General features: G+C 58.5%; 16 protein-coding genes. 1 reads left to right on the forward strand and 15 read right to left on the reverse strand.

The annotated features are described in order from the left end of the window. Positions 1-4 precede the first annotated feature (4 nt). The 7 genes from speA to ACR0LY_RS15775 form a co-directional block, all read right to left on the reverse strand. Positions 5-1,894, reverse strand: a complete 1,890-nt coding sequence (gene speA / locus ACR0LY_RS15745; RefSeq protein WP_170350870.1) for a biosynthetic arginine decarboxylase — start codon at positions 1,892-1,894, stop codon at positions 5-7. A gap of 100 nt (positions 1,895-1,994) precedes the next feature. After that, positions 1,995-3,077, reverse strand: coding sequence for a DUF1513 domain-containing protein (locus tag ACR0LY_RS15750; RefSeq protein ID WP_170350871.1), 1,083 nt, complete (start codon positions 3,075-3,077; stop codon positions 1,995-1,997). Between the two features lie 4 nt (positions 3,078-3,081). Continuing rightward, positions 3,082-4,092 carry an imelysin family protein gene (locus ACR0LY_RS15755; RefSeq protein ID WP_170350872.1) on the reverse strand — a complete coding sequence of 337 codons (1,011 nt, stop codon included), beginning with the start codon at positions 4,090-4,092 and terminating at the stop codon, positions 3,082-3,084. Between the two features lie 3 nt (positions 4,093-4,095). Then, positions 4,096-5,580, reverse strand: coding sequence for a di-heme oxidoreductase family protein (locus ACR0LY_RS15760; protein WP_480641125.1), 1,485 nt, complete (start codon positions 5,578-5,580; stop codon positions 4,096-4,098). 16 nt (positions 5,581-5,596) lie between these two features. After that, positions 5,597-6,082, reverse strand: coding sequence for a bacterioferritin (gene bfr, locus ACR0LY_RS15765; protein ID WP_170350874.1), 486 nt, complete (start codon positions 6,080-6,082; stop codon positions 5,597-5,599). Further along, positions 6,030-6,323 carry a (2Fe-2S)-binding protein gene (locus ACR0LY_RS15770; RefSeq protein ID WP_170350875.1) on the reverse strand — a complete coding sequence of 98 codons (294 nt, stop codon included), beginning with the start codon at positions 6,321-6,323 and terminating at the stop codon, positions 6,030-6,032. Before ACR0LY_RS15770 ends, bfr begins: the two co-directional genes overlap by 53 nt. Positions 6,324-6,456: 133 nt before the next feature. Further along, a complete protein-coding gene (locus ACR0LY_RS15775; RefSeq protein WP_170350876.1) occupies positions 6,457-7,728 on the reverse strand; it encodes an imelysin family protein in 1,272 nt (423 codons plus the stop codon). 235 nt (positions 7,729-7,963) lie between these two features. On the opposite strand from ACR0LY_RS15775, the gene ACR0LY_RS15780 reads away from it, so the two are divergent. Continuing rightward, complete coding sequence (locus ACR0LY_RS15780; protein WP_170350877.1) at positions 7,964-8,497, forward strand: ZrgA family zinc uptake protein; 534 nt, start codon at positions 7,964-7,966, stop codon at positions 8,495-8,497. A 31-nt stretch (positions 8,498-8,528) separates the two neighbouring features. Here the strand turns inward: ACR0LY_RS15780 and ACR0LY_RS15785 are convergent, their stop codons facing one another. From ACR0LY_RS15785 to xdhC, 8 genes are all read right to left on the reverse strand, one after another. Beyond that, positions 8,529-9,587 carry a ferredoxin--NADP reductase gene (locus ACR0LY_RS15785; protein ID WP_170350878.1) on the reverse strand — a complete coding sequence of 353 codons (1,059 nt, stop codon included), beginning with the start codon at positions 9,585-9,587 and terminating at the stop codon, positions 8,529-8,531. A 12-nt stretch (positions 9,588-9,599) separates the two neighbouring features. Beyond that, positions 9,600-10,073 (reverse strand): hypothetical protein, encoded by a 474-nt coding sequence (locus ACR0LY_RS15790; protein WP_170350879.1) that lies wholly within the window; start codon positions 10,071-10,073, stop codon positions 9,600-9,602. Between the two features lie 18 nt (positions 10,074-10,091). Next, complete coding sequence (locus ACR0LY_RS15795; protein ID WP_170350880.1) at positions 10,092-11,243, reverse strand: aromatic ring-hydroxylating oxygenase subunit alpha; 1,152 nt, start codon at positions 11,241-11,243, stop codon at positions 10,092-10,094. A 9-nt stretch (positions 11,244-11,252) separates the two neighbouring features. After that, on the reverse strand, positions 11,253-11,516 hold the full coding sequence (locus tag ACR0LY_RS15800) for a hypothetical protein (protein WP_170350881.1): 264 nt from the start codon (positions 11,514-11,516) through the stop codon (positions 11,253-11,255). After that, entirely contained in the window at positions 11,513-12,103 is a 591-nt protein-coding gene (locus ACR0LY_RS15805) for a TetR/AcrR family transcriptional regulator (RefSeq protein ID WP_170350882.1), read from the reverse strand. The genes ACR0LY_RS15800 and ACR0LY_RS15805 overlap by 4 nt, the downstream gene beginning before the upstream one ends. A gap of 230 nt (positions 12,104-12,333) precedes the next feature. Next, positions 12,334-13,671 (reverse strand): guanine deaminase, encoded by a 1,338-nt coding sequence (gene guaD, locus ACR0LY_RS15810; protein WP_170350883.1) that lies wholly within the window; start codon positions 13,669-13,671, stop codon positions 12,334-12,336. A 64-nt stretch (positions 13,672-13,735) separates the two neighbouring features. Further along, positions 13,736-15,337 carry a xanthine/uracil/vitamin C permease gene (locus tag ACR0LY_RS15815; RefSeq protein WP_170350884.1) on the reverse strand — a complete coding sequence of 534 codons (1,602 nt, stop codon included), beginning with the start codon at positions 15,335-15,337 and terminating at the stop codon, positions 13,736-13,738. A 43-nt stretch (positions 15,338-15,380) separates the two neighbouring features. Then, entirely contained in the window at positions 15,381-16,259 is an 879-nt protein-coding gene (xdhC, locus tag ACR0LY_RS15820; protein ID WP_170350885.1) for a xanthine dehydrogenase accessory protein XdhC, read from the reverse strand. Between the last annotated feature and the right edge of the window lie 3 nt (positions 16,260-16,262).

Here is a 16,262-nt window from a genome sequence, read left to right on the forward strand (position 1 = left end):
GGGGTTATTCGTAATAGGTGTAGCCGTTGATCGAGTCGCGATAGGCGCTCATCAGGGTTTTGCGGTCCTTGGCCATCAGAGTACCGGTCGAGATCGCCTCGTCCACCATTTTGCGGAAGGCGGCGACGCAATCATTGGGGTCGAACTCGACATAGGACAGGACCTGGCTGATGGTGTCGCCCTCTTGTTCGTGCAGCAGGTCAAAGCCACCGTCAGCGCGCAGGTCGATGGTTACGACATTGGTGTCCCCGAACAAGTTGTGCAGATCGCCCAGTGTTTCCTGATATGCCCCGACAAAGAAGACGCCCATCAGGTATTCCTGATCTTCAGGCAGAGAATGCACTGGCAAGCTGGGTGAGACGCCGTCAGCCAGAATAAACCGGTCGATCTTGCCATCACTGTCGCAAGTGATGTCGGATAGGACCGCGCGGCGATCGGGTGTCTGGTTCAGTCCCTGCAGCGGGACGATCGGGTGCAGCTGGTCAATGGCCCAGACATCGGGCAGCGACTGGAACAGCGAGAAGTTGCAGTGGTAGATATCGGCCACTTTTTCCAGTTGGTCGTCCACATCCGTTTCCAAATCATCGCTTGCTGCCAGCGCCTTGAGGCGGGCCATCAGCGATAAATAGATGCGTTCGGCGCGGGCCATCTGGCGCAGGTCGACATAGCCGCGGCGGAACAACGCGCGCAGCTCGTTGCGGTAAAAATTTGCGTCGTTCCAGCATTCTTGCAAACGCTCGGTACTGAGGTACCCGTTGATCGCGGCAAGGTCTGAGACCAGATGGTGATCGTCCGCTTCGACCTCGGGGCCGTTCGGTGCGTCATACAAGGTGCTTTCCAGCACATTGAACACCAGCATCGACGACGTCGCCACCACGGCGCGCCCGCTCTCGGTCACCAGCGTTGGATGTTCGACCTCGGCCTCGTCCATCGCGTAGGCCACGGTTTCAACCACGTTGGCGCAGTATTCTTCGACCGTGTAGTTGATCGAGTTCTCGGCAGCCTTTTTCTCACCGGTATAATCCACGCCCATGCCGCCACCGAGGTCCAGATGGGTCAACGGCACGCCCTCGCGCGTCAGTTCGGTGTAGTACCGGCAGGCCTCGCCAACGGCGCGGCGCACGTCGTTGACGTCCTGCACCTGAGAGCCCAGGTGTGAATGTTGCAGCTTCAAACAATGCAGCAAACCTGCCGCTTTCAGCTTGTCCACCGTGGCGACCAGTTGGTCAGTGTTCATGCCAAAAGCAGACCGGTCGCCCGAGCTTTCTTCCCACTTGCCGCTGATCTGATTGGTCAGTTTGACCCGCACACCAATCAGGGGTTCGATGCCCAGTTCGTTATAGACCTCGATCACCGTGTCCGCCTCCTTCGGGCTTTCCAGAACGATGACCGTGTTGAAGCCGATCTTACGACTGAGAATGGCCAGTTGGATGAACTCGGCATCCTTGACGCCATTGCAGACAATCAGCGCCTCGCGGGCCAGACGGTGCGCCAGTGCGACAACCAGTTCGGGCTTGGAGCCAGCCTCGAGCCCATAGTTATACTTTTTACCGAACTCGACGATCCGGTCGACCACCTGGGCCTGCTGGTTCACTTTGATCGGGAATACGCCGCGATAGCTGCCTTTGTAGCCGACACGTGCAATCGCATCGCGAAAACTTTCGTTGATATGCGCGATCTCGTTTTCCAGATACGAACTGATGCGCAGCAACATCGGTGCCTTAATACCGCGTTCGTCCAGATCATGCAGGATACCTGGCAGGCTGATTGCCGCCGCCTCGGGCATCAGGGGATTGCGCAGACCGATCTCGCCCTGTTCCGTCACCTCAATGAGGCCTTTGCCCCATTTCTCTACCCCGTAGATGGAATGCGGTGCGTCGGGCGTCTGTTTCAATCAGGTCAGTCCTTGCGGTTAAAGTGCCGGTTTAGCGCCCGCCAATACGGCAGCATTTTGATTCTTCCAAGTGTAATCTATGTGGGGGGATTTGCCGAGTTTATGCAGGCTTGCGAATTGGGATCAGGTGATTGTCCCAATGACAGTCCGGCCGGGCTGAAATGCGGGGGGTGGATGTCAGTTCTCCGACTATCCCGGTGCCGGTGGTGAAAACGAACCCTTTGGGGCCGGAGCCAAGGCCACAGACGTCTTCCAACGGGAAATCCCCGTTCAGTTGGCCATTCGCGACGTCGAACCGGTGCAAGGCGTTGCCGCGTGGGCAGGTGATGGCAACCGTGGTTTCATCCCCGGCAAAGGCGACACTGCCCGCGTAGCCTTGCAACGTGCTTTGCGCGGCATCAGGCGCTGAAAGCAAACGCGGTGCTTCGCCCCGACGATGTAGGCCCAGCAGAGGGGGGTGATGCACCTTGTCCCCCTGCCACTGCATCGCAAATGCCACCAAACCGTCGTGCCGTACAGCCAAATGGCGGATCGAATTCTTATGCAGCGCGCGTGGCAGTTCCATCTGTTCCAAAACCGTGCCGGACAAATCCAGATAGGTCAGCTGCGGCTGCATGGTTGGCAGGTTCAGCTTGGTGCGCCCTGTCTCGGGGTGGGTTTCGATGCCGCCATTGGCGATGACCAGCGTCTGACCATCGGGCATCAATCGCATGTCATGCGGACCGATCCCGCCCGAAGTGAACTCGCCTATGCGGGTGTAGCTGTCTGTGTTCCAGACGCCAATCATGCCGTCTCCGGAATCGTAGTCGTTTTCAGTTGTGAACAGACGAGTGCCGTCGGGGGAAAAGACGCCATGGCCATAGAAATGGCGACCGTGTGGGGCGTTAAGTCGGGTGACTTCGGTGCCTGTGGCGCAATCGATGACCACCGCAAAGGTGCCGGGACGACGGGCAAAAGCCACGGCCTGTGCGCGGTGCGGATGGGCTGCTGCCGCGTGGCCGCGCGCAGGTAGAGGTATGGAAAACAGGATGTTTCCACCCGTATCCAGCCCGGCTAGTCGATAGCTGCCATCCGGGAACAGGGCAGCGGCGAGATAGTCGGGCGAACCAATTGCGGCCCAGCCTTGTAACGGCGAAAGGCTGGTCGCGGCCAGACCGGCCAGAAAATGACGACGGCTGGGCAACAGGTCAGTCCCCGTCCAGTGAATTGAACCCGGCGCTGATGCCTAGCGTCGGACCCAGCTCGGCCGAGGCAATCGCACGGATATCGTTGATGGCTTGCTGCAACGCCTCGACCCTAAGGCGGCCCTGCGGAGTGGCGACCCCGGCCAGCACCGGGTCGTCCAGCGATTGCGCGCGGATGATGGCCTTGTCAAAGGCGCTGTCCAGATCGGCGGCAATCTTGGGGTGGTCCGTTGACAGGTGCGCAGCCAGATCGCGCAGGGCGATCAGGGACAGTTCCACATGACGAAGCGCGCGTTCCGAACGGCGTGCCTCGGCCCGGTTGGGGCGCGGGCGGTCGAAGGTGCCCATCGGACGACCAAGGCGGGTGTCGCCAGTGAATTCAAGTCCGGTCACCAACGCCTTGTAAAGCTCTTGCATGGCCTCATCGTCGGACCGATAGGGGCTGTCGTCGCCCGGTTGGGTTAGGGCGGTTGCATAGCCGCCCCAATCTGCGTTTATCGCGCGGGCATTGCTGACGATATCGGTGGTGATGGCCCATATCAACGCGCAGCGATATGTGGCGCTGCCCTGATCAGCAAAATTGGGCTCATAAAGCATCTGCTCTAACGCAAAAAAGCCACGCCCGGCGACGGATGTCTCGGCAAAACCTTCGGGGTTTTCCACAGCCGCATCCTCGGTCGCGATCAGGCTGGACAGTGCTTTGGGGGTGAACCCTTTGGTGTCGGGCCAGAAGGCCAGCGCAAAGGCGCGGTCGTTCACCTCGGACGGGCCAAAGCGCAGATGGCTGACCGAAATCCAGTCGTCAAAGGCCGCGTGATAGGCGCCCCGCAATTCGGGCGAGGTTTGGGTGCAATCGGTTTGTGCTGTTTGGGCCAACACCCCGGTCGTTTCAGCCAGTGCGGCAAAGCCGGGAAGGATGTGCCCTTCGACCGCATCCGACAAGATCGGCTCACGGTCCTGCGCCAGCGCAGTTAGGGGCAGCGTCAATGCGACAGCAGCAACAAGGATACGCATGTGTCAGAGGCTTTCCAGAAAATGGATCAGGGCATCGCGGTCGGGTTTGGGCATGGCCACGACCGTATCGCGGGCTGCCTGTGCCTCACCCCCATGCCAGAGGATGGCTTCCAGCAAGGATTGCGCGCGACCATCATGCAGGAACTGGGTGTGGCCCGAAACCTGTTCAGTCAGCCCAACGCCCCAAAGCGGTGGCGTGCGCCATTCGCGCCCTGTGGCGCGACCCTCGGGGCGGTTATCAGCCAGCTCTTCGCCCATATCGTGCAGCAACAGGTCGGAGTAAGGCCAGATCAGCTGAAAACTCTGTTCGGGCCGGTCTGACATGCGATGGGTGACAAAGGCAGGCGTGTGGCAGGACGCGCAGCCAGTGTCGTAAAACACCTGCTTACCGTGCAGCACCTGAGGGTCGTCCATGTCCCGCCGGGCGGGAACGCCCAGGTTGCGGCTGTAAAAGGCAACAAGGTCCATTCCGATCTGGTCGATCTCGAACTCGCGCACGTCACCGTCCCCGTGCGGGGCGGTCGCACAACCAATCTGAGCATCGGTGCAATCGCCTTGGCTGGCGGGGTAAAGTGGGCTTGATATGCCGATATCACCGGCAAAGGCCGCCGCCGATTGTTCCATGATCGTGGGCATCCCGGCCTTGTGCCCGAACCGACCCATCATCGGGGCGCCATATTCCATCGCCCAGACGATATTGGGACGCCCGGAAATCCCATCCCCATCGGCATCGTCGGGATCAGCGTTGGCCAGCAGATCCGCGACCGGGATCGCTTCGAGCAATCCAAGGCCGATCATTTGCGGCGCCACACGTGGACTGAGCATCGCCTCTGGATGCAGCGGCCCGTATCCAAGGTCAGCCGCCGCGTAGGTCGGTTTGCGTAAAGTGACGGTTTCGCCATCTGACAAAGTGACCGGGACGTCTTTGTAAGTGATATCCAGACGATATTCAGCCGGATGACCGGGCAGTGCCAAATCCTGCATCTGGCCCCCGTAATTTGGTTCGGGCTGGGTGGCGATGTAATCCTCGATCTCGTCATACCCACCGCCACCGGGGATCGAGACCCGCAGGAACATCGAAATTGCATTGTCATCCGGACCGTTGGGCGTGTGCCCGCGCCCGTCCTTGATATGGCAGCGCTGGCACGAGCGGGCGTTGTACAGCGGTCCCAGCCCATCCGAGGCCAGAGTTGAGGCCGGAGAAGACACCCAGATTTTCTTGAACAGTCCGTTTCCAACCTTAAAGTCCAGCTCTTGCTCAAAGCTCAGGTTGCCCGAGGGCTGCGAAAATGCATCAGCGTCGGCGCGGGCGCGAACGGTGGCGGCACCGGCGGGCAAGTCCTCGAACCTTTGGGGCGTGCTGAAATCGGTGGGCGCAGCGGTGACACGGGCGATGCGCGCACGCTCATCCTCGGTTCTAGTTTCGAAATTCAGGTGATAGTCCCGCAGCTCGGCGGCTGGGGTTTGGGTGGCCGCAAGGGCGACCACCGACAGGATGAAAAGGCTACTCGCCCTCGTCCATTTTCGATGCGTTGAGTTGCGCATAATTGGCGTCGCCAATCCTTTCGTACAGGTCGAGCTGCGTTTCCAAAAAGTCGATATGACTTTCTTCATCGCGGATCAATTCTTCGAACAGCGACATAGAGGCATAGTCTTGTGCTTCTCTACAGTAATCCCGCGCTTCTACGTACAACGCGCGCGCGTCCTGCTCGGCTGCCAGGTCGCATTCCAGTGTTTCCTTGGGGTTCTGACCAATTCTCAGCGGGTCCAGTTTCTGCAGGTTGGGATGGCCTTCCAGAAAGATGATCCGTTCGATCAGCTTGTCGGCATGCCCCATCTCTTCGATGGATTCTTCACGGCTTTTCTTGGCCATGTGGCCAAGGCCCCAATCTTCCTGCAGTCGGTAATGGAGCCAGTATTGGCTGACGGCTGTCAGCTCATGCCGCAGAGATTTGTTGAGGTATTCTATTACCTTGGGGTTGCCCTTCATCTGCTTTCTCCTGAGTTGCTCTGGTGCGTAGGGCACGGAGCTGCATGGGGACTTCCAGATTATCGTTCGATCGCATTGTGTCCAGAAAAAGCGGCATGCAGCCGCCACAATCCGCCGATTTTCCAAGGGCGTGGTAGACCTTGCCGGGGGTGATGATCGTGTGTGCATCTGCTGTCCGCATCCAATCGATCGCGGCGCGGATATCATGGTCAGTTATATTTGTGCAGTGACATACGATCATAGCGAATCTGTGCTCGATAGATTTCTTACTTAATTAGTAAGTTATTTGTTTCGGGTCCAGCTGCAAGTCACAATTTTGCGTGACAGGAAAGCCGGGGGCGTGAATTTGCGCACGCCCCAGATCCGGGGTTTGCTTAGTGGAAAACCGCGTCAGGGTTATCTAGGCTGTCGGAGCCTTCGAACTCGATCTGATCCAGTTCCAGAGCGGTCACGATACGCTCGATCGTTTTGGTCTGATCGACCAGACCGTTGACGCCGCCCATGATCAGTTGCTCGCCGCCCTCATTGCCGCGTTCCAGCATCTGGTCATAGGCGAAACCGGCCTCGGCGGTCGACTTCAGACGGCCCAGGGCCTGCATGGTATTGGCCAGCTTGACCTTCATCTCGGCGTCCAGCGACGGATCGGACGAGATCACCAAGTCCGACAGCGAAGCGCCCGAAACCGGGGTGCCGTCGATGCGGGTATAGCTGCCCAGATACACGTTCTGAATGCCCAAGCCGTCGTAATAGTGGCTGTTGTGGGTGTTGTCCGAGAAGCAATCATGCTCTTCCTCGGGGTCGTTCAGCATCAAGCCAAGGCGCATACGTTCACCTGCTTGCTCGCCATAGGACAGCGAGCCCATGCCGGTTAGGATCGCGCTGACGCCAGCGGTTTCATTCGCGTTCAGTGCAGCGCGCGCCTCACCACCTTCGGCCCATTGTGCGGCCATCCATTCCAGGTCGCTGACCAGCAGGGCGGTCGCGGCGCTCAGATACTGGGCGCGGCGATCACAGTTGCCGCCGGTGCAGGCGTTACCTTGAACATAATCGGTATACGGGCGATTGCCCGCGCCCGCGCCGTGACCGTTCAGGTCCTGACCCCAAAGCAGGAATTCGATGGCGTGGTAACCGGTGGCGACGTTTGCCTCGATCCCGTCAGCCTCGTGCAGGGTTTCGCCCAGCAGATTGGGGGTGATTTCGCTGGCGTCGATGGCCTCGCCCGACAACTCAAAGCTTGGATTGGCGATCACATTCAGCGCGGCAAACTCGTTTTCATCAGTGGGTCCGCTATAGGAGGCATCGACATAATCAATCAGGCCTTCGTCCAGCGGCCAGGCGTTCACTTTGCCTTCCCAGTCATCAACGATAGCGTTTCCAAAACGGTAAACCTCGGTCTGTTGATAGGGCACACGGGCGGCGACCCAGGCGGCGCGGGCCGCGTTCAGGGTGGCATCGGATGGGTCGGCCATCAGCGCGTTTACGGCCTCTTGCAGCACTTTGGCAGCGATCAAGCTATCGTCATATTTGGCTTCGGCGATGTTTGCGTAGGTATTCAGAACTTCGGCTTTCGAGGGTGCGTCAGCTGCAAAAGCTGCGGAGGCAGCACCAATTGTAAGGATGCTGGTGGCGGTGAAAAATCGGGTCATGGGGGTGACACTTTCCAGTCAGAAAAAGGTTTTCATACGCCGGTTATGTGGCGCGTATGATGTATTAACTGAGTGAATTAGTCACCTATGTCAACCTGAGTTTTATAGTCGGATAATATTGGTCACCCCGATACTCCCCAATATTGGTGGGGCGCGATGCGTGGGGCCAAGATTGCACGGGATTTGAAACATATTAGAATAATCCGGGTGATTCTTTGTTTAGTGGTGCCTGTTTATGAAAAGCGCAGCTTTCGCCCTGATCCTGATCTCTGCGGTTTTTGTGTCGCAGGCTCATACCGCTGTCGCGCAGGATCATGCCGCGGGTGATCTGGACATTGTGGTTTCCGGGGCCGAGTTCACCTTGTCACTGGCAGTCCCCGCCGCCGGCATTCTTGGCACCGAGAAGCCTGCACAAAACGATGAAGGGCGGGACTCTATTGCCGTCGCCATTTCCGACCTGTCCAAACCTCTGGAGTTGTTTGTTGTGCCCGAAGAGGCCGAGTGTTTTGCCGCGATGGCCAATGTCACACTTTCGGCCATAGGTTTGGGGCAAGACACAGACACCACGCGGACGGATGGTGATGACACAAACGAATTTCAAGCTGAATACCTGATAAGGTGCAAGAATATCGACGTGATTGAGGCCATCCACTTTGCATATTTCGAACGATTCCCGACGGCCGAAAAGCTGGCCGTGCGGGTTGATCAAGCTGGTAAAAGCCGCACACAAAACGTCACGCGCGGCGCACCTGATCTGACGTTCAAGTAAGGTGGGTTATGTCAAAACGCCCTGACATAACCTAATCTTCGAACCGCAGGGACAGCTCCTTTTGTGTTGCGACGCTTTGACAACACAGGATCAACCCCTTCTCGACGTCACGATCCTCCAGAGCCATCCGATTGCGCATATGAACGGCGCCGTCCTCAAGCTGGGCAACGCAGGCACCACACACACCGGATTGGCAGCTGAACGGTGGGTTCAGACCGGCTGCAATCGCCGCGTCAAGGAGGGTTTGCCCAGCAGCAACAGGCACCTCCGAGACCTTGCCGTCAAGCCTGATCCGGGCGGTTGCGGCCATGCCGGGTTCGCTCAGGTCGTCTTGGGCGTCTCCGCCGAAGCTTTCCATGTGGATGCGATCGTCTGGCACATCCAGATTCCGCAGCGCCGCCCGGATATCCGTATTCATACTGCCGGGGCCGCAGATCCAATAGTGAGTGTCTTGCGCCACCGGAGGCGTTTCAGTGATTGCCGCCTGAATGACATCTGCGTCCAACCGCCCTGTGCGCCACGGTGAAAACCAGCTGAGCATGGAGGGGTGCGACAGGACATGGCGTAGGGTGAACTGGTTCGGATGTTGTTCCAGCAACTGCTCAAGCTCATCCTGGAAAATGATGCTGTTCGCATTGGCATTGCCAAAGACCAGATGGGCCGAAGAATGGGGTTCATCGGTCAGAACGGAATTGATCATCGCGTAAAGCGGCGTGATACCGCTGCCGGCTCCAAAGAAATAGTGGGTGCGGCGTTTCAGGGCCCCGGTCTGTAATGTGAAATGCCCGAATGGGGGCATAACTTCGACCGTGTCACCGGGCGACAGGGTGTCGCCTATGTGGTTGGAAACGATCCCATCCTTTACGCGCTTGACCGTGATGCGTAGCGCAGATCCCGGCGGGTTGGAGATGGTATAGCTGCGCCTTTGCTCCGCACCGGCAATCTGAAACCTGAGCGTCAGATGTTGCCCGGCCGTCCATTGAAACAGATCGGTCAGATCGGGCGGGACGTCGAAAGTTACACTGGTGGCCGCGCCGCCGATCTCTCGGCGAGTGTCGGACACGGTCAGGGTATGAAAGTCACGTTGCATAACAAGGTCCCGTCATCGGTAATCATAGGTCGTGGTCAAGGACTGGATCACCGTCCCGCCAAGATAAGGCGCAAAGACAAAGTTGTCTGTCTGACGCATTCTGCCGCTGTATCCCTGCCAATCATAATCGACATCGGTCACGGCGGTGACGTGCGACACGCCATCCTCGGTGTGCGATGAAATCACGGGCGCTGATCGGGCTGTTTCTGAGTAACCTTCCAACGCCTTCGCGATCTCGGGGTCTTCCGCGTCGGTGTCATCCCCGACACGGTACGAGAACACGTCGTCCGGCTGCCCCATCCCGTATTTGAGGATGATCTGATGCGTGGCATCGGGGTGCCAATCGCTCCAGGTGGCAAGCAGGCTTTGTTCATCCTGCGCTTGTAGGATACGCGCGGCAATGTCTTCCGGTGCGTCAGCTTGCGCCGTCAGCACCAGAGCCGATGCAAGCGCAACTCCGATCAGGGTGGCTTGGATTGGTTTCATGATCAATCTCCAGGGCATTCAGCTGTCTTGCATGAAATCCAGCACCACTTTCTGGTGCTGCGTGATCGGGCTTTCGCCAATCCCAGCGGGGCCGATTTCCAGATACGGACTTTTCAGCGATTTCTGTTGCTGTTCGCAGGCATAGATATCTTCGGTCGTGAAATCGCCCGATGCCATCGGATCATCTGCGCCTGCTGCATCGTCGCCTTGATATTTTGGGCCGCCAAAATCCCTCCAAAAGCCCGCGCTTTTCCACTGTTGCTTCTGGAACTCCCAGTTCGAAGCGTTGGCAACCTTTGTGCGGTTCTCGATCCGTGTCAGATCGGGGGCCAACGGTGTGATGATGAACAGATTCCAGCTTTCTTCGCTGGCCCCGATACCAATGCCGGGAAACAGCATAGGAACCCACGCACCGGTATGAAGTTCAGCGATCACACGCGGCATCGGAAGTTTGGCTTCGTGGTCCTTCGCGTAGGCCTCGGACGGGGGTTCCCAAAAGTGGTAATGCGGCCCCTTCCATCCGTATTCCGCCTTGGCATGGTCATACATATGCAGCGTATTCGAATGCAGATGGCTCAAGTGGTAGACGTCGATGTAATTCTCGACAACGATCTTCCAATTGGCCTTGATTTCATAGCTGTTGCGCCCGTCGGTATACTCGACCAGTTCCTCGGGCTTGTGCGGGCCCAACAGGGGATCGACCTCTCCGAACCATTCGGCAAGGGTGGGGGCGTCAGGGTCCGGATGCACGAACAGCATCCCGCGCCAGACATCCACGCTGGCCGGTTTGAGGCCAAGGCAGGATTTGTCGACGCCGCCGGGAAATTCAGAGGCCTCATCCGGGACCGAGATCAAGTTGCCCTCAAGATCATAGGTCCAGTCGTGATAAGGGCAGGTCAGCGCTTTTTGTGTCTTGCCGACCGCGCGGATCAACTGGGTACCCCGATGCCGGCAGATGTTGTGAAAGGCGCGCAGCCGGTGATCGCGCCCCATGACGATGAACAGATTGTTCAGCCCGGCCTGAACCGACAGGTAATGGCCCGGTCCTTCGATATCTTCGACCAGCCCGGCAAAACGCCAAGTGCGCGAGAAGATCTGGCGCTGTTCGCGGTCGAACCAGTCCTGCGAGGTGTAAGCTTCAACCGGTAGATGGTGATACATTTTGGTCATCAGAGTACCTCAGGCAAGAAGATGGGCATATTGGGGAAACAGGCTGGCGGCGATCATCATCAGACCCAGCACAGCCCAGAGGCAGACGATGGCCCAGTACAGAACCGGGTCATCGTCGCGGTTAATTTCGAACACCAGAAAGGCTTGTCCGTTCATGATGGTTGGGACGATCCACCAGACAAAGAGCAGCCCCCAAACCCAGTAGAGACCAAGCACAGTGGCCACCAGCAGGATGGGCAGGGCAATGTAGTTCACCGTTCGCGTCGGGGTCATACTTTAGCCTCCAGTGTCGATGCCAGTAGAGAGGCGGCCAGTTTCAATTCGGCGCGCCATGCTTCGGGCGGGTCCAGCGGGGACAGGGCGTCCATACTGACAAAGATTGCCGAAATGCCCTGTGTTGCTGCGCGTATGCTTGCGTCTGGTGCCATTGGTGCCGCGCGCCGCAGGATTGCTTCGACCACGTCGAAGAAATCTGTGAGGCTGTCCATCAGACCTTGGCGCAGATCGGGGCGATCGGGCACTGTGGTGACCAGTGCCTGATAGGCCAGCATCAGCCGTGGATCGGTTCCGCTATCTTCGGAAAACAAGGTGTCCACCAGGTCCGAAGGTGTCGCCGTGTCTGGCAAAGCCTGACGCAAACCGTCCAATGACGCGGTAAATCCGGCAATCACGTATTCGGCCAGCGCGGTTATCATTTCGTCCTTGTTTCCAAGGTAATGGCGTAAGAGCGGTCGCTTGACGCCGGCTTCATCGGCGATCCGCGCCTGGGTCGCGCCTTCCAGCCCGAACCGCGCCACGCAGGTTAGATAGGCGTCGAGTATTTCGTGCGATCTTTGGTCTTTTAGAGAAGGTCTGGGCATCAGGATCTCGTTTATTGTCACGAATGACAAATAATCGAGAAATATACTTTGTCAACCATGACAATTTATTTTTCGAACTGAGAGCGGTGAAAACCCGATCTCGGTTAGTAATGATGGAAAGCGGAAAGGATCGTTAGTTGCGCCGGGCCGCACCGGGCTGCACCGGCAGTTCGGTGAAATGCTTGGCCGTTAACCGGTCACGGAACGGCCAAACACAGGTCAGTTATCATTTACGCGGGATCGAACACAAAGTTGGTTTCGGAGGTTTGGCCGGTCACAGACTTGCTGGGCGTACCTGATACATAGACCTCTTCAACAGCGCGATCGTCTCCCATCATCTGCAGGACGAACAATTCTTCTGCAAGACTGCCAACGCGATCCATACGCAGGGCCATGGCGGGGGTGCTGCGGGCGTTCAGAACAACGACATCCGCCTCGGTTCCGGGGTCGAGGTTTCCGATTTTGTCTTCCAGACCCAGAACGCAGGCATTACCGCGCGTAGCCCAGTGGAAGGCCTGCAGGGGATGCAGAGCCAGCCCTTGCAATTGCAGAATCTTGTACCCTTCGTTCAAGGTTTGCAGCATCGAGTAGCTGGTGCCAGCACCGACATCCGTTGCGATCCCGTTCGAGATACCGCGCGCGCTCAGCCCGCCATGATCAAAGAGGCCGCTGCCCAGGAACAGGTTCGAGGTCGGGCAAAACACGGGATGTGCACCGGTTTCTGCAAGCGCGTCGATCTCGCGTGCCTCCAGATGGATCGAGTGCCCCAACAGAGTCTTTTGCCCCAGCAGACCAAAGGATTGGTAGACATCCAGATAATCGCGCGCCTGCGGATAAAGCTGCTTGGTAAAGGCAATCTCATCTTTGTTTTCCGACAGATGCGTCTGGATGTGACAATCCGGATGCTCCTGCGCCAAGGACTGCGCCATGGCCATCTGTTCCGGCGTCGATGTGATCGCGAACCGAGGTGTGATGACATAGCCGTTGCGGCCCTTGCCATGCCAGTCCGCAATCAGCGCCTTGGTGTCATCGTACCCGGTTTGCGGCGTGTCCTGCAGACCTTCTGGCGCATTGCGGTCCATCAGGACCTTACCGCCAAGCATGCGCATGTTTCGTCTGGTCGCTTCAGTAAAAAACGCATCCGCCGAGGTTTTGTGGACCGAGCAATAGGCCACCGCGGTCGTGGTGCCATGCGTGACGAGCTGATCGTAGAATGCCCGGGCCATGTTCGCGCTGTGTGCATCCGAGGCAAAACGGGTTTCTTCCGGGAAGGTGTAATTGTTGAGCCAGTCCAAAAGCTGTGCGCCCCATGAGGCGATCACCTGCACTTGGGGGAAGTGAATATGCGTGTCGATAAACCCGGCCATCATAAGGTGTGGGCGATGGTCTGTCACAGGCACATCCCCGGCTTTCTCGCTGATCTCGGCGAAGGGTCCGGTATCCTGAATGATTCCGTCCTGGATCAGCAGGGCGCCGTCCTCAAGATAGGTATACGCGCCGGAATCTTCGCCGCTTAGGGGTTCGCGATGAAAGGTCAGCAGACGACCGCGAAGCAATCTCTGTGTCATGAAAGGTCTCGTTTGTAGGATAGGGAAAGAGTAGGGGGCAGCCCTGTGACTGCCCCGCTATGGATTAGGCCTGTTGTGCAGGTGAGTCGTCGTCGATCAGATCAGGCTCATCCGGTACGATCACACGATGCTCAAGATCCTCTTTGGGTGCGAACATCGGATAGACGTAAAGGAACGCGCCGATGATCAAGTAACCAATGGTGATCCCGTCGAACTGAGGCACCTGCAACGTGTAGGAATGGATGATCCCGACAGAGGACATCAGCCCACCAGCGACAGCAAACGCGCCCGCCATCCGGAACCGACCGTCGATTACGTCGGCCACAATGGCACCCCAGACCAGACCCGTGATGATCGCACCTTGGCTCAGGGCAAGGTGTCCTTCGTAATGGGCCCCTTCCATCAGTAGTGCTGCGGTCAGGCCTTCGTCACCCAGCGAGGGCAGTCCCTCGACACCGGTGCTGCGCAGAGCGTTCATCAGAGACCCCCACTTGACCATCAGGAAGGCCGAGATGTGAGGCAGGATCGCAAAGGACACGGCAGCCATGTGCATCGGCTTTACAGCCCAGGCCGTGTTGGTGATCAGGCTGACCGAAACAAAGACCAGGACCGGAGCCGCGGCGGCAATCGGGATCAGGCCCGCAAGGAAGGACAAGAAGCCCAGGAAAGCGGCGGCAGCGATCACAACAGCCACACCAACGATGTAACCGGCATGTGCATCAAGCCGCTTGTAGGCAGGGTGCCCGATGTAAACGGTTGTCGGGAAGGGCGAACCAAAAAGCGCACCCAACATTGTGCCTGCGCCGTCCGTTACTTGGCACAGTCCAACCGGGTAGTGGTCGCCTGCAGCCTCGGCCGATTCCACGTTGTTCATGGTTTCGATGAAGTTGTAGATCTGTACCGGGATCAGCACCAGGAACAGCTCGGGGTTGGCAAACAGGTATTGCACACCGGCGATGAGGTCACCGAAATAGGGGACCGGCGGGTAAAAGCCGATGCCGCTGACGTCGATTTTGGATTCACCAAGGATGATAGCAATCACCGTACCGGCAGCAATCGCCACCAGACCGGCCGGAACATTGCCCGGCAGGCGAAAACGCCCGATCAGACCCCATAGGATAAACAGCAGCGACGTGAAGCCGATGATGGGGTTTTCGAACACCTCGGCCAACGGAACGGAACCGATAAAGACCAGCGCAATACCGCACAGCGTGCCCAGCATCCCGGCGCGCGGCGTGATCCGCTTCAGATAAGGCCCGACAATGGCACCCAAGGCCGCAACGATGCCGCCCATGAACCCGGCGCCGATGCCCACTTGCCATGCCAGCATGGGATCATTGGTTGCCCAGTAGATGGGTCCGATCACACCGAACAAGTAGACGAACATAACCGGCGTCGAGATGCCGTAGGGCAAGGCGGTGACGTCTTCACCCCGTTTGTTTGCGGCCCATTTGGCGAGGTACGTATAAACGGCAACACCGGCCAAAATCGCGACGGCGGCACCGGGAACAATGCGGCCAAACACGATTTCGGCGGGCATCTGAAACACGAACTGGCAGACCCCGGAAAGGATAAGCAGATTCACGAGGTTGTCAGTAAACAGCGCCCAGAAAGCGCTGAAGTCGCTGCGGGTAAACAGCTTGTATTCGTAGGTCCTCCCGTCCATGACGGTCTCCTCCTCTGATGTGACCGGAATGGCCCGACAGATGTCAGGCCGATCTCCCTTTCCGGTCGTGATGGTGGCCCCGCAGGGGCGCCTGGTTTGCCCCGGTCGGGGCGGTCGCGGCAGTTTCAGAGGTCAATTCAGCCATCACCTCGGCCACCACGAAGGTGGCGATGACGCTGGGCCGCTTGTCGCGGCTACCGCTTGCCCCGATAGGGCATTTCAAGTGTTCGATAGACTGTCCGTCACAGTGTTTGTGCGCCCAGTTCCTGAGCTTTACCCGCTTGGTGGCGGACCCGATCATCCCCACATAAGCGGCGTCCTGACGTTCCAGTGCGGCGGATGTCAGCAGGAAATCCAATCCATGATCGTGAGTCAGAACGATAAAGGCGCTGCCCGCAGGCGCACCCCAGATATCCGTCTCGGGGATCGCGCTGACGCGGGTTTCGACATTGGCTGTGCAAAGCTCGACCTCTTCGGGTCGGGTGTCGACGAGGATGCAGCGCACCGGCAGATGCTGAAACTGATTGGCCAAAGCGCGCCCCACGTGACCTGCGCCCATGACATAGACGTGTGGCAAAGCCTCGTCGCGCTGGGTCGCGCGTTCTGCGGCGGCCCATTTGTCGGACGCACGCATGCGGGTCAGTTTCATCTCGACCCGCCCACCGCAGCACTGGCCGATTTCCGGGCCAAGCGGCACATCCAGATCCTGATGCAACACCCCGTCGCGCAGCATGTCGCGGGCGGCGTTGATGGCCATGAACTCCAATTGGCCACCACCGATGGTTCCCCACAGTGCCCCGGGTGCCACGAACATCTCGGTCCCTTCGTTGCGCGGCGACGACCCGCGCACGCGTGTCAGCGCTACGCGGATCACGCTGTGCTGCGTGGACAGGAATTCGCTAAGGGAACCGGGGGCAGTCATGGC

Source organism: Ruegeria sp. BC5, from assembly GCF_056539205.1.

Excerpts from the sequence above, each read along its gene's own strand:
- ACR0LY_RS15755 (WP_170350872.1), bottom strand. The coding sequence starts at position 4,092 with ATGCGTATCCTTGTTGCTGCTGTCGCATTGACGCTGCCCCTAACTGCG.
- ACR0LY_RS15790 (WP_170350879.1), bottom strand. The coding sequence starts at position 10,073 with ATGAAACCAATCCAAGCCACCCTGATCGGAGTTGCGCTTGCATCGGCT.
- xdhC (WP_170350885.1), bottom strand. The coding sequence starts at position 16,259 with ATGACTGCCCCCGGTTCCCTTAGCGAATTCCTGTCCACGCAGCACAGC.
- guaD (WP_170350883.1), bottom strand. The coding sequence starts at position 13,671 with ATGACACAGAGATTGCTTCGCGGTCGTCTGCTGACCTTTCATCGCGAA.
- ACR0LY_RS15795 (WP_170350880.1), bottom strand. The coding sequence starts at position 11,243 with ATGACCAAAATGTATCACCATCTACCGGTTGAAGCTTACACCTCGCAG.
- ACR0LY_RS15805 (WP_170350882.1), bottom strand. The coding sequence starts at position 12,103 with ATGCCCAGACCTTCTCTAAAAGACCAAAGATCGCACGAAATACTCGAC.
- ACR0LY_RS15775 (WP_170350876.1), bottom strand. The coding sequence starts at position 7,728 with ATGACCCGATTTTTCACCGCCACCAGCATCCTTACAATTGGTGCTGCC.
- bfr (WP_170350874.1), bottom strand. The coding sequence starts at position 6,082 with ATGAAGGGCAACCCCAAGGTAATAGAATACCTCAACAAATCTCTGCGG.
- ACR0LY_RS15800 (WP_170350881.1), bottom strand. The coding sequence starts at position 11,516 with ATGACCCCGACGCGAACGGTGAACTACATTGCCCTGCCCATCCTGCTG.
- ACR0LY_RS15815 (WP_170350884.1), bottom strand. The coding sequence starts at position 15,337 with ATGGACGGGAGGACCTACGAATACAAGCTGTTTACCCGCAGCGACTTC.
- ACR0LY_RS15770 (WP_170350875.1), bottom strand. The coding sequence starts at position 6,323 with ATGATCGTATGTCACTGCACAAATATAACTGACCATGATATCCGCGCC.
- ACR0LY_RS15780 (WP_170350877.1), top strand. The coding sequence starts at position 7,964 with ATGAAAAGCGCAGCTTTCGCCCTGATCCTGATCTCTGCGGTTTTTGTG.
- ACR0LY_RS15785 (WP_170350878.1), bottom strand. The coding sequence starts at position 9,587 with ATGCAACGTGACTTTCATACCCTGACCGTGTCCGACACTCGCCGAGAG.